Below are 15,505 nucleotides of genomic sequence, written 5' to 3' on the forward strand. Positions count from 1 at the left end.
TCAGGTTTTAGGCTTGTAGCGCAGCATCGCGGCGCCTTTTTCACACGGCAGCGAACTGATCTCAAGTTCCGGGAATTCAGCTGCCCAGCGCTGCAGGGCCGTGCGTTCGCCGGGGCGCATTGCGTCGTCCAGAAAGATTGCTGCGCCAGGCGCCAGGCGCGGGAAAAGGAGGGGGCCGGCAGGATAGCGCGCGGCCTCGCTGGTCGCCTGGGGCGGCCCATCGATCACGACCATCTCGATTGCCTGTCCGGTCGCAAGCCCGCTGCAGTCGTACCAGGGCTGCTGCCGGTCGCCGAAGGTCTGGGTCAGCAGCGGGGCGTCGATGACCGTTGCCCAGTCTGCCAGGCCGTGCAGCTCCAGCAGGCGCCGGGTGCGCCTGGCATAGGCGGGATCGTGCTCCAGGCTGTACACTTTCCCGGCGCCGTTGATCTGCATGCAGCGCGCCAGCACCAGTGTCGAGGTGCCGCTGCTGCATTCCACCACGCACAAGGGCTTTTCATCAAGCGCATAGGCCGCCAGCTCCTGCAGGAAGTCGGGCGATGCAGCCCAGCCCCGTGTCAAAGGCAGTGCGCGCTGCAATCCGAGGCTGATATACAGGCCTTGCAAGGCTTCAAGCTGCCGGAAGAGCGACGCATGTTCCTGCCGCGAATCATCCCGCAAGGCATGCACCAGCAGGTGCATATTCCGCACCTTGTGCAGGATATAGGCGCACAACAGCAGCACCCCGATGGCCGCGGCATCGATCATGCGTAGTATCCGTAGTATTGGGCACCGGGAAAGGCGCGCGATTTGTTGTAGACCAGGTTTACATGCCGGCAGTGTTCGATGCGCTGCAGCGCTGCCTGCACCGCGGACTGCGACGTGGTCTCGGCCTCGACCACCATGACAACCTGTCCCATTTGCGAAACCAGTACACTTGCTTCGGTGGTCAGCAGCAATGGTGGCGAGTCGAAAATGATGATGCGGTCCGGATAGCGGCTGGCCAGTTCCTCCAGTAGCCGGCTCATGTTGCGGCTGGCAAGCAGCTCGGTTGCATGGCGGCTTGCGGGGCCGGACGGCAACAAAGTAAGGGAGGGAACATTGGTGCGCAAGATAACGTCGGACAATTCCACGCTGCCATCGAGCAGCACATTCATCAGGCCGCTTTCGGCCTCCAGGCCCAGCACCTTGAGTACCGATGGCCGTGCCACGTCAGCGTCCACCAGCAGTGCGCGCGAGTCCTTCTCCATCGAAATGCTCATTGCCAGGTTGACGGCGCAATAAGTCTTTCCTTCCCCTGGCAGGGCGCTTGTGACGACGATCAGGTTGCCATGCGGGATGGCATTGGCGCCGCTCGAGCGCGCATCATTGAGCAAGTGGCGCTTGACGATGCGAAAGTCCTCTGCAACTGAAGTGCGGCCACTCTCGTGCGTGATCATGCCCTTTTGGCGCATGCGCACCAGGTTGATGTCAGCATAGCCTAGCTCGGCCGGCGGTACGACTTCCAACAAACTGGGCGGTAGTTGCATGGGACCTCCAATCACTGGTAGAGCAGGGTGAATGCCATCACGCAGCAATAGCTTAATAGAAGGCAAGCGCTGCCGGCGCCAAAACCAAGGCGGTCGCGCCCGTGCCTGCGCTTTTCGTCGTCGGTCCAGTTCATGCCGATCGTGCCCAGCACCCGCATGCCGGTTGCAGCGCGCAGTTCGGCCGGACTCAGGAAAGTAGGTCGCAATTCCGCCAGCCCAAGCGCCGCGGCTGTGCCGCCGAGCAGGCCGGCGGCCAGCACGGCGCTGTAATACAGTGCCCGGTTGGGACCTATCGGCCGTTGCGGCATGGTCGGCGGATCGATGATTTTGAAACTCATCATCTCGGTAGTGGTTGTCAACTCGCCCGACAGCTTGGCCGCTTCGCGACGCGCAATAAATTTTTCATAGTTCTCCTTATTGACCTGGTAGTCGCGGGTCAGCTGCCCAAGCTGGGACTCGAGTTCGGGGACAGCGTTGCGCTGCTCCTGCAGATGCGCCTGGCGCTTTTGCATGGCATCGACGCGGGCCCGCAAGGCCGCGACCCGTGCCTCTGATTCAGCCAGCGCGACTTTCATTTGCTGGAACAAAGGGTTGTACTGGCGCGCCGTATCGCCAGGATCCGCCTGTTTCTGGCGTTCCTGCTGGCGCTTTTCTTCGAGCTGGGCGACCAGGCGCAATGCGGCGACAACATCGGGGTGCAGGTCGGTGTACTGCAGGCGCAAGGCGTCCAGGTTCTTGTTCAAGGCGCTGATCCTGGCATCGAGCTCGGACACTTCGGCCGGCGTGCCGACGGCGGCAAGCAGGGGTTCGTCGCCACCAAACTGCGCTTCAATCGCTTTGCGTGCCTGTTCTGCTTCCGCCAGTTCGAGCTGGGCACTTGCCAGGGATTCACTGGCCGCCAACAGCTTGCCACCATAATCCTGGCCTTCGCGGGGCAGCAGGTAATTGTGTTTCAAGCGGAACTCCTTGACTGAGTTTTCCGCCGTCAGCAGGCGCTCTTCATAGCTCTTGATCTGTTCGTCGATGAACTGAACCGCCTTTTCCGAGTCGCCCCTTTTTCCCTTGAAGCTGCCCTCGAGGAAGATCGACAGCAATGCCTGCACCACATCGCGCACCTGGCGCCGGTCCGAATGCGTGTAACTGATGGTGTAGATATCGTAGGTGCCGGTGCCATTGATATGGATGCGCTTCAACATTTCTTCGACCATCGCATCGTGATCGCGCGCCGACACGGTGCGCACATCAAGGTCGACCATGCGCAGCACGCGCTCGATATTCGGGCGGCTGAGCAAGGTCCTGCCCATGATGGCAACCTGCTGTTCAACGTTGGGCATGCTGGTCATCCCCACCATCAGTGGCTTCAGGACGCTTTGCGTGTCGACGAACACCCGTGCCGTGCTCTGGTATTCGTCGGGGAGGGAATAGACCTTGGCCCAGCCTGCCATCACAAACAGCCAGGTGATACCGAATCCGGCCCAGCGATGCTGCCAGATGCCTTGCAGGCTTGACAGCAATTGGCTGAAGAGTTGCTCCATGCTGCGCTCCCTGGTGATACGCCTCGGTGCTCTGGATTATATGGGCGGGATTGCAGCCTGGCTGGCGAACCCGCCCGAACTTTGAGGCCTGTCAAGAAGTGCTCAGGATTTGCGGCGGCGCAGCGCCAGCGACATAGCCAGCATGCCTGCGGCCAGCACGGCCATTGAATCGGGCTCGGGCAATTCCTGCTGCAAGGCGTTGGCCAGGGTGTTGTGCTGGATCGTGATCTGGTAGCTGGTACCGGCGCTCAGCAAGCCCGAAGTCTTGGTGAGCGGCGAGCCGAGCGGGGTGGCGAAGGTGTAAGTCAGGATGCCGGGACTGCCATCAGTGCGGCTGCGCACGCTGAACGCGTTCAACTGGTCCGGTGCGAAGTCGAAGATCCTGCCCTGGGTAGTCAGGTCGACGATATTGATGGACCAGGACAGGCGCGCGTTGGCATTGGCATCGGGCCCCGATCCGGGCGAGACGTAGGCCTGGGTAAATGCCGATGCGTCAAACGACACGGTCATGGTGTCGGCCGCACCCAGGGTGAACTGGAAAGTGGTGGAAGTCCCCACGTCCGAGTTGCCCGAGGCAATGGCATTCAAGGCGGTCGAGGCATCGGCACGCGTCCGCGCGTGCGCTCCGGCTGGCGCGGCGCCGATCGTAATCGAGGCCCCGGTCAAGTCCTGGTCGGCATAGCCGAAGGTGCCCGGCACCGGTGGCGGGCTGGCAAACGGGGTGAAATCGTTATTGGCCAGTCCGCCGCAAGTCCCGCCGACGCACTGATGGGCCACGTTTGGCGTACCGGTCAGGATGGGAATCGAAGACGTCCCGTTGGCAAAGACGCCGTTCAGGGACGCCGTTGCATGGGCGTCGTTGGTGCCCTGCAGGATCGTGAAGTCGGCCGTGCTGTAGGCGGTGCCGTTGGCGTGGAGCAGGCGGAAATTGTTGATGTCGAGGATGGCCGAGGCGAAGGTCGATGCCTGGACCGGTGCACTGGCGATGCCCGCCATCAGGGCGGCAGTGGCCAGTAAGGAAGTGCGGAAGGTAGTCATAGCGTGGATCTCCCGGTTGGATTGCGGCGGGTTTGCCGGCATGGTCGTACCAGCAGCATCCGTGCCATGCGCCGCCGCCCCGCTGGGCGCTGGCCATGAAAAGAAATCCGACGCGTGCGGAACCTTGCGCCAGGCCGAGCATCCAAGCCGTATTCCGATAGGAGGACGCACCGTGGACGACGACACCATTGTTTCCCTGTTGATTGACGAAGGCGCCGGCGGCGAGGAGCCACTGCACGCCATCGACCAGCAACTGTTCCACATCCGGCTGGCGAATTCGGCCGGCAAACGCGAAGCGGCCAGTGTGCTGCTGCAAAAGATGTATGGCTGGCGCGGCTACGAGGTGGAACCGAATGCGCCGCACGAACCGAACCGTATCACGCTGGCGGCCGACAGCCAGGGCGAAACTGTCGGCACCATGTCGCTGTGCCTGGATGACCCCGGCATTGGCCTGCCGGCCGATGAAAATTTTGGCGACATCCTGGCGGCCCTGCGGGCCCAGGGACGGCGCCTGTGCGAGCCGGCGCGGCTGGCGATTGACCGCAACGTCAATATGCGGATATTCGCGGCGCTGATCCATATTTCCTATGTCTACGCCCACAACCTGCATGGATGCACCGATTATGTGATCGAAGTCAATCCGCGTCATGTACGCTTCTACAAACGCATGCTGGGCTTTCGCGACGCGGCGCCGGAACGGCACTGCAGCCGTGTCGGCGCGCCTGCCGTGCTGTTGCGGCTTGACCTGGGCCATATGGCCGAGCAGATCCGGCTGTATGGCGGCCGTATGGAAACGGCGCCCAATGAGCGCTCCTTCTACCCCTACTTCTTTTCACCGCAAGATGAGACCGGTATCACGGTGCGCCTGCGCGAAGGGAGGGACTGAGATGGCAAACCTTGACCCCGCACTGCGCGCCTGGCGTTTGCTGCTTGGGCCTGCCCGCGTGCTCACCTCGTCCACCGACCTGGCCCCGTATATGGCCAGCACCGCGGCCAGTCCCGTGGCGCCGCTAGCCGTGCTGCGTCCGCTGTCGCATGGGGAAGTGGTGGCCATCGTGCGCAGTGCCGGTGAATTTGACATTCCGCTTTATCCGCTGAGTACCGGCCGCAACTGGGGATATGGCGACGCCAATCCGAGTGGCGCAGGGCAGGTGATCCTGGACCTGGGCGGGATGAACCGCATCCTTGAAACGGACCGCGAGCTGGCCTATGCCGTCATCGAGCCCGGCGTCACGCAGGCACAGCTGGCCGGCCACCTGGCCGAGCAGCAATTGCCGCTGTGGATGGACTGCACCGGCGCCGGGCCGGATACCAGCCTGGTCGGCAACATCCTGGAACGCGGCTTCGGCCACACGCCCTACGGCAACCGCATGTTGCACGTGGCCGGTATGCGCATCGTGCTGGCGAGCGGCGACACGCTGGAGACCGGCTTCGCGCATTTTGCGCACGCCAGCGCGGCCTATCTCTATCCCTACGGCGTCGGGCCCTGGCTCGATGGCCTGTTCACCCAATCGAACTTCGGCATTGTTACCAGCCTCGGCCTATGGCTGATGCCGCAAACCGAAGTGGTCAGCCACATGGTTGCGAGCGTCGCCGGATTCGGCGCGATTGCTGCCGTGGTCGATGCGCTGCGCCCGCTGCGCATGGATGGCACCTTATCCAGTGTGGTTCACATCGGTAACGATTTGCGCGTGCTGTCGGGCGGCATGGTGTTCCCGGCTGCGCAGCTGCCGCAGGGGCCGCCTTTGCCGCCGCAGTTGCGCGCCGAGTTCTGCCGCCAGGCCGGCATTGGCGCCTGGACCGTGTCAGCAGCGCTGTACGGCCGGCCCGCCCAGGTCGCCGATGCGCGCCGCACGCTGCGGGCAGCCATTGGAAGGCTGGCCACGCTGCGTTTTATCGACGAGAAGATGCTGGCCTTGGGCCGCCTCGCGGGCCGCTGGCTGGGGCAGGGCAAGCTCGGCACCAGGATCTCGGCACAAGTGAACCTGGGCCAGTCCCTGCTGAACATGAATCGCGGCATCCCGGATGGCCGCTTCCTGGCCGGGGCCTACTGGCGACGCCGGGGCGGCTTGCCGCCGGAGTTCCCGCGCGGCGCCAACCCGGCGCGCGACGGCTGTGGAATGATGTGGCTGGCCCCGGTGCTGCCGCTGCGTGGCCGCGACCTGCTGCACGTGCACTCGCTGGTCGAGCCGCTGTTCGCCACGCATGGCTTCGACCTGTTCGAAACCTTCAGCATGGTCAATGAGCGCGCATTGGGCGGCGTGCTGACCATCTGCTTCGACCAGGAGGATGCGGTGGAAACCGCGCGCGCCCGATTATGCTACCAGGCCGCATTCGAGCGGCTCAAGGGCGCCGGATATATTCCTTACCGTGTGGGGCCGCAATCAATGAAGGCCCTGGACAGCGGTCATGACACCTACTGGGGCACGGTGGCGCGCATCAAGGACGCACTTGACCCGCAGCACATCATCGCCCCCGGCCGCTACCAGCCCCGCTGACGGCGCCGGCGCATCCAGGCCAGCATGGCGGCGCCGAGCGGCAGCAGCGCGCTGGTAGCGGGCTGGTCCAGGGTTACCTGCGCGATCACCGGGTCGGACAGGCGGGCGCTCCAGCCATTCTGGCCGATCGCGGTCAGGGCCAGGATGCTGGTTGTCGTATTGGTGCCATAGAAGTCGGCTCCCGCCTGTTGCATGCCGTTGCTGAAATAGCTGCAGGCCGGCCCCCCTGTGCAGCGTGCCAGGTAGCTCCCAAAACCGGAAGCGGGCGACGCGAGTCCGCTCAGCTGCTGGTACAGGGTGACCGGCGTGGCGCCCGGTGCTGCGGCCGCCAGGCCGGGGACGAATTCCCAGCGCATCAACAGTGCGCCATCGGTGATGCCGCCAAGCTGGCTGAAACCCTGGCGTTGCGATGCCCTGATGCCGCCGATGCCGAAGCCCGGATTGGTTCCGCCGCTCAGCTTGTCAAGGTAGAAATCGAGGTGGATCTTGCCGTCGCAGCCAAACGAGAGATGCGTGCACCCGCTGCCGAACACCTGGTGGGCCGACGATCCCGCCAGCGGCAAGACCGCAGCATCGGCCGCACCGTACATCATAAAGGAAATGCTCTGGTTATCCTGGCCGCTGCGCCATAGCTGGCTGGCCGGGTTGCCCAGTTCGTGGATGCTGGTCATATAGCCGGCGCCGAAGCTGGCTTCGGGCATGCCCGCGGCGCTGCCGCTATCCGCGCTGCGGGCCAGGTAGCCGCTGAATTTGAGCTCGACGGCGCCTGGCGCGTGCAGCACGAATGGGGCGAGTGGGCTCGCAGCGGCCGGAGCGGCGAGCACCATGGCTGAAAGCCAGGTGGCGCCTTTGCAAACTACGCTCTTGAACATGGTGTGCTCCTAGTGATGGATATGAGCCATGTTGCAAGGAGCGCGCCAGCAGCAATGCAGGGGCCGAGCGCGCGACCCGTAAAGCCCGCCGACGCCTTACAGCTTGGCCAGCAATCCTTCGACTTCGGCACGGTGCGCAAAGCCCTGGAGCGCCAATAGCTGCTCGCACTGGCTGCGCGCGGCACGCTTGTCGCCGCTGCGAAATAGTGCGTGCGCATAATGCAGGCGGATGTCGCTTGCTGTCGGTGCAGTTTCCAGCGCCTTCTTCAACAATGGCAGGGCACGCGCCGGCTTGCCGTTTTCCGCCAGGATCCAGGCCAGGGTGTCGGCCACGGCGGGATTGCCTGGCGCCAGCTGGTAGGCGCGTTCGGCCGGCCGCATTGCATCGCCCTCTTTGCTCTGCAGCAGGGCCCAGGCCAGGTCGTTCAAGGCCAGCACATTGTCGGGGTCGTGCTGCAGGATGAACTCGTACTCGCGCTGCGCGGCGCCGAATCTCGCCTGCTGCAGCAGATGGCTCGCGAAATATAGTCTGGTGGGCTGGTCGCCCGGATGCTGGCCGAGCCAGTCGCGCATGCGTTGTTCGGCCGCGTCCGCTTTGCCGGCGGCATGCAGGGCGCGATGCAAGGCGATCAGTACCGGACCGCTGCGTTGCAGGCCGAAAGCACGTTCATACGGCGCCACGGCATCGGCTGCCTTGCCCTCTTCAAGCAGGGTGTCGCCTTCGAGCTTGAAGCCAATGGCGGCGCCGGGCTGGCGTTGCTGCGCCGAGCGCGCCAGCTTGCGCGCCTCGTCAAACGCGCGGCTATCGAGCAGCAGCATGCTGGCAAGTACAAGGACATCTTCCCGCGCCGGGTTGAGCGCAACGGCTTTGCGCGCAGCCTGCAATGCAAGAGGCTTCCGGCTCAGGGCGAGCGCCGTGCGGGCAATGCGCAATTGCACGTCGGCTTCGAGTGGACGCAGCAGCGCCAGCTTCTGCAGGCTATCGAGCGCTTGCGCATGCTGGCCGGCGGCTGATGCGGCCTGGGCCAGCACATCGAGGCTGGCAGGCTCATTGGGGCGCAGTGCCTGCAGGCGCTGCGCCTGCTGCAGTGCCTTGCCTGCTTGCCCGCTGCGCAAGTAGAGCGCTGCCAGAGCCTGCACCGGGGCAGCGCCGTCCGGCGCCGCGGCGATGGCCCGCTCCAGCCAACTGGCCGCCGCCGGCACATTGCCTTGCCTGGCTTCGAGCCTGGCCAGGGCCATCAGCAGCGGCAGGGTGTCGCGGCTGCGGGCCAGCGCGGCCTGGTAACGCTGGCGTGCCAGTGGCACCTTTTTTTCCAGCACGTCGAGTTCCGCCAGGTTGTCCAGCGCGGGCATGTGTTCGGGGTCGAGTTCCAAAGAGCGGGAAAATGCCTTGCGTGCCCCGGCCAGGTCGCCGCTCGCAAGCAGCACCCCGCCCTTGAGGTTTTGTACCGCAGGATTGTCGCCCTGCGCTTCCATGCGCCGGACTTGTTCCATCGCCTTGCTGAAGTTACGGTTGCGCATATGGCTCATGACCAGCAGGGAGGCAGCGCGCGAGGCTACGCCTTCTTTCTGAGCGGCCTGCTCCAGGGCGTCGACTGCGCGCGCATCCTGCCCCTGGCCGAGCAGGCTCAGGCCGTTGGCGGCCAGCAGGCTGCCTGATTCCGGCGCCAGGCTGCTGGCACGGCCAAACCAGCGCGCCGCCAGTTCATGCCTGCCGGCGCGCATGGCTGCCTCGCCGCCCAGTGCCAGCAGGTCGATGTCCTGCGGATTCTCGGCAATTGCGGGCTCCAGCAGCGCCACGGCGTCGCCAGGCTTTCCCTGCCGCAGCTCGCATTGGGCCTGCAGGCGCAGCGCGAAGAGTTCCTTGGGCTGGGATTGGCGATAGCGGGCGATATGGGCGCGGGCCTGGGCGGTGGCACCATTTTCCAGCTCCACAGTGGCGGCCAGCAGCACGCTCGGCAGATGATCGGGCGCCGCCCGCAGCACCATTTGCGCGCGTTCCAGGGCGGCCTTGTGCCTACCTTCGGCCAAGTCGAGCAATCCCTGCGCGTACAGGATGACGAGGCTGGAAGGCTGGATCTTGCGGGCGGCGTCGAGTTGCTGACGGGCCAGGTCCGGCTTGCCTTGCAGCAGGTGAACTGCTGCGATGTCAGCGAAGGCTTGCACGTTGTTTCTGTCGTGTTCCAGGATGACGCGGTATGCCGCCAGGGCGCCGGCAAAATCGCCCCGCATCCGCAGCAAGTCTCCCTTGAAACGCAGGGTGTCGCTGTTATGCGGATCGGCCGCAAGGGCGCGCTGTACCGAATCGGCGGCGGCGTTTGTCTCGCTGCGCAGCATGGCAAGCCTTGCCTGGCCGAGGTGTGCCTCAACCAGCTTGCTGTCCTTGCCCAAGGCCAGTGTGTAAAGCCGGCCGGCATCTTCCGTCTTGCCCAGCCCAAGCAAGGCGTGGCCACGCCAGGCCTGGATGGCTGGCGTGGCCGGCTCCGCTTGCAGTTCGTCCAGTACGCCCTGATAGGACGCCTGCGCAAGCAGGGCCCGCACCAGCAGCGGCAGCAGTTGCGCCCGAGTTTGGCCGAGGGCGAGTGCTCGGCGCAGTTCTTTTTCCGCCGAGATTGGATCTCCCAGTGCCAGGTGCAGTTCGCCCAGCATGCGCCGCGCGGCACCGTGCCCGGGCTCCTGCTGCAGCAGGTTCTTGAGATGGATGACCGCAGCCCGGTCTGCGCCGCTGTCGTGTGCCTTGCGCGCGTCGGCAAGTACGTCGGCCACGGGTTTGATCCGCTGGCAAGCGAGGAGGGCGGCCAACGTCATTGCCGCGGCGATTGTGATCGGACGAGACATGAAAAAACTCCCAGGCTGGTGGAATTACCAGCGTAGGGAGCTCTCACATCTGCTTATTGATCGCGCTCAAGAAAGCATGCGATCCGGCGCAGGGTTATTTGGTGTGCTGCTGATTAGCGAGCTGGACATACAACGGCCAGCCTTGCGCGCCGGCGGCGTTGGCCACCGTAGCACTGGAGCGGAAGCGGGTAGACAAATAGTCAACAGATACGGAATCGCCGGCAAGCGCTGCCTTTTCCAGCAAACGCATGGCTTCGTTGTGCTTTGCAGCATCCTGGACGTAAAGCAGGCCCAATTCACGTGCGGCAACGGGCGAACCTTGCTCAGCCCATTCGCGCATGCGCCGTTCCGCAGCTGCACCGCCATGCTCCGCCAATTTCTTCGCTACGGCTTCGACAACCGGGGCCGGCGGCTCGACGTCTTCCTTGACCTGGCAGGCAATCAACATGCCGACCATGACAAGGGTGGATGTCACAATAACTCCCGCCTTGTTAAATAGTTCCATATTTCTTTGTGTATCCCCGAACGGATGGCAATTATATCAATTAATTGCCCTGCGTCAAGTCGCGGGCAACTTTCAGGATTTTATGAAATGCGAGGCGACAGAGGCGCACGGCTCGCAAAAATGCCAAACCTAAACAATGTTTCCGATCATAACATGCGGCTATTGCGCCGCACAAAAAGGCTGGGGTAACAGATGTAACTAAATGCTAGCGGACGGCCGCGCGGCCGGCGTGCTGGTCGAGCCACGCTCCTGCATGGTCAAGAACCAGCTTCAATTCACCTTCGAGCGCGGTGAAAAGCAGGGGAATTTCGACGATCTTGCCTTCTTGCAAGGCCAATTCAAGTGCGAGGGAGGCAGCGACAAAGCGCTTTGCCCCCAGGTTGCCAATCGAACCGCGCAGGTTGTGCAGGATGCGGCGCGCTTCCATCATTTTGCCGTCGCGGATTGCTTCCCCGGCCAGGTTGAGCGGCTCAATCCCGGGACCAATGCCGTCGCGCACGATCTTGACGATGGTATTCAGGGCTTTTTCGTCCTGTCCCATGTATTGCAGCAGTTTTTCGACACAAAATACCGCTTCATCCGGTGCACTTGCGTAACTCATAGACAAAGTCTCCGTTATACGCGGAACGTCCAATGGCGTCCCATCGCACTTTCGACCGCCTGCAAGCCGAAGCGTTCGGCGGCCCTGGTATGTTTTTGTATAAGGTAATACATATCGCTCAAAGCAGAGCGCTGTTCGGCAAAGTAAGTGTGGCCAATGAAATCCGTATCGACCTTGCTGGCGTCAATGGTCTCGACACCTGGCGCCACCAGCAGGCCCGGTCCGCTCTCGCCGGCACGGGCATAGCCGTGCACGGCTTTGGAAGCATGCAAGGCATTGTCTTCAGACGAAGCATACAAAGTCAGCGGGCCAGGCACGCCGGCCAGTGCCGGCAACAGCTGCTGGCGGAAAACATCTGCGTCAATATCCGGTGCTGCCATGATGACTTCACGAATGCGGCCGGCCAGGTCCGGGCGCGCGGCAAGCACGCTGGCAGTTGCCTGGGCCAGGGCGCGGTTGCCCATGCTGTGCGCGAGCAGGTAGACATGCTCGGCGTCGGACTGCTGCAGCACGTCTGCCAGGAACGCAGCAAGGTCGGCCTGGGTCCATTCCACATTAGCTTCATCCAATATATATCCTGACAGCTTGCCTTGCGAGGGCCAACTGTAAAAAATCGGCGTACCGTGAAATCCCAGGTCGTAGGCCAGTTGGCCGGTGCGCCTGGCCGCATCCTCGAACGAAGTGCGAAAGCCGTGGATGAAAAGCAGGGCGCTGCCGGTACCGCTGGCGGCAATGGATTGCCGCACTTCCGCAAAAAAATTGTCGCGCTCGCTCAAGTCGGCTGAAAGCAACACGACATGCTGCTCCGGATCCTGGCGGAATTCCATTCTCAGCAATGAGGGAGATTCCATTTCGCCCATGCGATGGTCGCGCGGAATGCTGACTTCGCAACTGCCGTAACGCAGCTGGCCACGCACGCTGCCAAACAGGCGCGCAGGGTGGCGATCGCCGCTCAGTTCGCGGTCGCTTGCGAAATACACTTTCATCACAGCATGGTCTGGCGCGCCGTCCAGTTTGGCCGTGGCGGGCGTGCGCGCATTGCGCCGCCGTTCGACCTCGTCAATGAGGTTGCGGGCTGCTGCGCGCAAGTAGCGGTCGCCAGCCAGGCCTGCCGAAGCGAGCGCATCGCTCAGGGCGAATTGGCGCGAGCGTGAGCCAGGGTCCTCCTCTACATCGGCGATCGCATCGGCCACCGACGGGGATTGGGCTGCAAGGCGGGACTTCAGCATCTGGTAGGCCGCACTGATGCCACCCTCGCCGGCACCTGCCGTCACCGCTGTCGTAATGACGTCCATGCTCTTCTCCTGGCTGATTAATGCATATCTGACCACACACCCAACGCCAAGTCCAGCGCCACGTGCAACTAGCGCTCAGGTGCCAGTTCAAGCCGGTTGATGCGGGCCGCCTTGTTGAAATCGATGGCGATGCGCAGGGCTTGCGGCTGGCATTTCGCACGGTACACGTAAAGCCGGTCTTCCCCATTTACGTTTCTCGAAAGCAGCTCGAGCGCGAAGGGACGGGCGCAGCCTTTCAATAGTGCGGGCAGTCCCGGCGGCGCCAGGTAGCTGGCGCCGCGCTCGGTGAAACGCCCGGTCGCAGGCTTGGCTTCCGCCACGCCTTCCAGGACTTCGGCCACCTGGGCCGTGACGTCGGGCTCGTCATCGGGAATTGCGGCTGCCGTAGCGAAGCAGCAAAGGCATGAAAAAAATAACAAAATGTTCAATTTCACTGACGACTCCTTCTAACGTTGCGTGCGCGGTCTTGACTGAATGCTTTTCCGTTTTTCAGCAGAATTCCATTTAAATCAGCGAACTTTTAGTCGTTATACTCGGCCCTCACGCTGTTGAGTGCTAGGCCCGGCGGGGCTTGTTCTTCCATCCAAAAATTACATCTATAACCGCTTCAGGAGAGATTTACAACATGCGCTACACAACTCGTACCACGATCGCTTCCATGGTCATGCTGGCATGCGCCGGCATGGCGCAAGCAGGCGAAAAAACCGTCGACAACCTGACCGTCTTCACCAATACCAAGGCCGCTTCCGCCGAGGGCGTGCTGAAGGTTAACGCCGCACGCTTCGGCCTGCCTGCGAACCTGAACAACCTGGTGCTGGTAGCGGTCAAGGAATCGCTGACCGGCAAGCACTACTACTACCAGCAAATGCTGCGCGGCCTGCCAGTCGACCGCGCCCAGATCGTGGTTTCGATCGGCAAGAACGGCGACTTGCAAAAGATCTTCAATGAAACCCGCCATATCTCGGCCAAGGTCGATGCGGACGCGGTGAACCAACTGTACAACAAGTCCCAGATCAGCGACGACGAAGCACTGGACAAAGGCTGGAAGAACATGAAGGTCCAGCACAACCTGGTAAACGTACCTTCGGCCACCCTGGTGTGGGTACCGACCAAGGATGGCGTGCAACTGGCACGCAAGGTCAATATTGAAGCCGAGATGCCGACCGGCGGCTTCGTGCAGTACCTGAATGCCCATGACGGCAGCGTGATCGATTCTTACTCCACCTCATTGCCACGCACCAACAAGGGCGGCGAACGCAGCCTGGCAGCCCGCTCCGCAGCACCGGGCCAGGCGCTGGACCGCCACGCCGCGACCGAGGCCGCCAAGGCCAGTTCCAGCGTGAGCGCGCTGAAGGCGGGCAGTACTGCCACCGTGCTGGCAGCTTCCGGCATCAATGGCAGCGGTTATGCTTTCGATCCGGATCCGCGCACCACGCTGAACAACGATGCGCTGACCGATACCTCGGCTGCCTCCGCCTTTGACGCAGCCTACTCGAGCAAGACCCTGCGCGACCTGACCGTGACTTCCGGCGTCTACAAGCTGACCGGTCCGTACGTCAACATCAAGAACATCGAAGCGCCGGCTACCGCACCGAGCACCACCACCAATGGTGTGTGGACTGCCAAGCGCGGCAACAACGCCTTCGACGACACCAACGTCTACTTCCACATCGACCAGAGCCAGCGCTACATGCAGTCGCTGGGCTTCAGCGGCAGCAAGGGCATCCTCGAGCGTTCGATGGATATCGATACCGACGGCGTGAACGGCGACGACAATTCGCACTTCAGCGGCACCGGCGCCACCGGCTACCTGGCCTTCGGCCATGGCTGCGTCAATGACAGCGAAGACGCCGACGTCATCCTGCACGAATACGGCCACGGCATCCAGGCCAGCATCAACTCCAGCTGGTCCGGCGGCGATACCGGCGCCATGGGCGAAGGCTTCGGCGACTACTGGGCCGCATCGTACTCCTACAGCACCCCGAACGGCCAGGTCTACCACCCTGAGTGGGCCTTCAGCTGGGACGGCCACGGCTCCTGCTGGGCCGGCCGCATGCTGAACCGCACCGATGCCAAGTACAACAGCAGCAAGTCGTACAGCGCGCACAGCTCGGTGACCGAAAACGGCGTGACCTTCCAGTCCGACGAACTGTGGTCGGCCCCGCTGTACTCGTCGATGGTGTCGCTGATCGCAGCAGGCAAGCCACGCGCCAACATCGACAAGATCATCCTGGAAGCGCACTTTGGCCTGGGTTCCAACATCAAGATGCCTGCCATGGCAACGGCAATCGTGAACGCGGCGAAGACCCTGTTCCCATCGGACCTGAGCTACGCCAACACCTTCCAGGCCAAGTTCGAAGCGCAGAACATCCTGAGCGGCGGCGCCTGCACCCCGGTGAACATGTCTGAAACGGAAAGCAATAACACCATCGCGAGCGCCAACCCGATCAGCGCATCGTGCACCACGGCCAGCGCCAACATGAGCACGAGCGCCGATGCCGACTACTTCGCCATCACCGTTCCTGCAGGCAAGACCCTGACTGCCACCATGACCCCGAATGCCTCTTCGGACTACGACTTGAAGCTGTACAACAGCGCAGGTACCGAACTGGCGTCGAGCGTGAAAGGCACGGGGCAGGCCGATGTCGTAACGCGCGCCAACACGGGCTCGACTGCTGTAACGTGGTATGCCAAGGTGTACTACTACTCTGGTGGCACTGGTTCGACCAGCGGCACCTACACCTTGAAAGCCTCCTGGTAATTTAAAGGGCGCACCCCCGCGCTATCGACCGCCTCGCCCGTAAGGGGAGGCGGT

General features: G+C 63.0%; 13 protein-coding genes. 3 read left to right on the forward strand and 10 right to left on the reverse strand.

Annotated features, from left to right (window positions below; translation table 11 throughout):
* The 4 genes from ASD07_RS00070 to ASD07_RS00085 all read right to left on the reverse strand — a co-directional run bounded on the left by ASD07_RS00070 (position 1) and on the right by ASD07_RS00085 (position 4,081).
* Positions 1–747, reverse strand: a complete 747-nt coding sequence (locus tag ASD07_RS00070; protein WP_055923396.1) for a class I SAM-dependent methyltransferase — start codon at positions 745–747, stop codon at positions 1–3.
* Positions 744–1,508, reverse strand: a complete 765-nt coding sequence (locus ASD07_RS00075; protein ID WP_055923398.1) for an XrtA-associated tyrosine autokinase — start codon at positions 1,506–1,508, stop codon at positions 744–746. The genes ASD07_RS00070 and ASD07_RS00075 overlap by 4 nt, the downstream gene beginning before the upstream one ends.
* A gap of 11 nt (positions 1,509–1,519) precedes the next feature.
* A complete protein-coding gene (locus tag ASD07_RS00080; protein WP_055923400.1) occupies positions 1,520–3,043 on the reverse strand; it encodes an XrtA system polysaccharide chain length determinant in 1,524 nt (507 codons plus the stop codon).
* A gap of 102 nt (positions 3,044–3,145) precedes the next feature.
* Positions 3,146–4,081, reverse strand: a complete 936-nt coding sequence (locus tag ASD07_RS00085; RefSeq protein ID WP_055923402.1) for an EDSAP-1 family PEP-CTERM protein — start codon at positions 4,079–4,081, stop codon at positions 3,146–3,148.
* A gap of 40 nt (positions 4,082–4,121) precedes the next feature.
* Between ASD07_RS00085 and ASD07_RS00090 the strand changes: the two genes are divergently transcribed.
* Positions 4,122–4,967 carry a long-chain N-acyl amino acid synthase gene (locus ASD07_RS00090; protein WP_200953730.1) on the forward strand — a complete coding sequence of 282 codons (846 nt, stop codon included), beginning with the start codon at positions 4,122–4,124 and terminating at the stop codon, positions 4,965–4,967.
* A 1-nt stretch (position 4,968) separates the two neighbouring features.
* Complete coding sequence (locus ASD07_RS00095; RefSeq protein WP_082507021.1) at positions 4,969–6,579, forward strand: FAD-binding oxidoreductase; 1,611 nt, start codon at positions 4,969–4,971, stop codon at positions 6,577–6,579.
* On the opposite strand, the gene ASD07_RS00100 is transcribed toward ASD07_RS00095, so the two are convergent.
* The 6 genes from ASD07_RS00100 to ASD07_RS00125 form a co-directional block, all read right to left on the reverse strand.
* The gene (locus ASD07_RS00100; protein ID WP_055923408.1) at positions 6,564–7,451 is read right to left on the reverse strand and encodes a hypothetical protein; all 888 of its coding nucleotides are present in this window, start codon (positions 7,449–7,451) and stop codon (positions 6,564–6,566) included. The genes ASD07_RS00095 and ASD07_RS00100 overlap by 16 nt on opposite strands.
* Positions 7,452–7,547: 96 nt before the next feature.
* On the reverse strand, positions 7,548–10,289 hold the full coding sequence (gene prsT / locus ASD07_RS00105; protein WP_082507022.1) for an XrtA/PEP-CTERM system TPR-repeat protein PrsT: 2,742 nt from the start codon (positions 10,287–10,289) through the stop codon (positions 7,548–7,550).
* 94 nt (positions 10,290–10,383) lie between these two features.
* Complete coding sequence (locus ASD07_RS00110; protein WP_200953731.1) at positions 10,384–10,764, reverse strand: hypothetical protein; 381 nt, start codon at positions 10,762–10,764, stop codon at positions 10,384–10,386.
* A gap of 235 nt (positions 10,765–10,999) precedes the next feature.
* The gene (locus ASD07_RS00115) at positions 11,000–11,395 is read right to left on the reverse strand and encodes an Hpt domain-containing protein (RefSeq protein WP_055923411.1); all 396 of its coding nucleotides are present in this window, start codon (positions 11,393–11,395) and stop codon (positions 11,000–11,002) included.
* A 14-nt stretch (positions 11,396–11,409) separates the two neighbouring features.
* Entirely contained in the window at positions 11,410–12,690 is a 1,281-nt protein-coding gene (locus ASD07_RS29830; RefSeq protein ID WP_082507023.1) for an alpha/beta hydrolase, read from the reverse strand.
* A 68-nt stretch (positions 12,691–12,758) separates the two neighbouring features.
* Positions 12,759–13,124 (reverse strand): hypothetical protein, encoded by a 366-nt coding sequence (locus tag ASD07_RS00125; protein ID WP_055923412.1) that lies wholly within the window; start codon positions 13,122–13,124, stop codon positions 12,759–12,761.
* A gap of 191 nt (positions 13,125–13,315) precedes the next feature.
* Here ASD07_RS00125 and ASD07_RS00130 point away from each other — a divergent pair, with 191 nt between their 5' ends.
* Positions 13,316–15,451, forward strand: a complete 2,136-nt coding sequence (locus ASD07_RS00130) for a hypothetical protein (protein ID WP_055923414.1) — start codon at positions 13,316–13,318, stop codon at positions 15,449–15,451.
* Positions 15,452–15,505 lie beyond the last annotated feature (54 nt).

Source organism: Duganella sp. Root336D2 (assembly GCF_001425005.1).
In the GTDB taxonomy this organism is placed as follows: Bacteria; Pseudomonadota; Gammaproteobacteria; order Burkholderiales; family Burkholderiaceae_D; genus Rugamonas.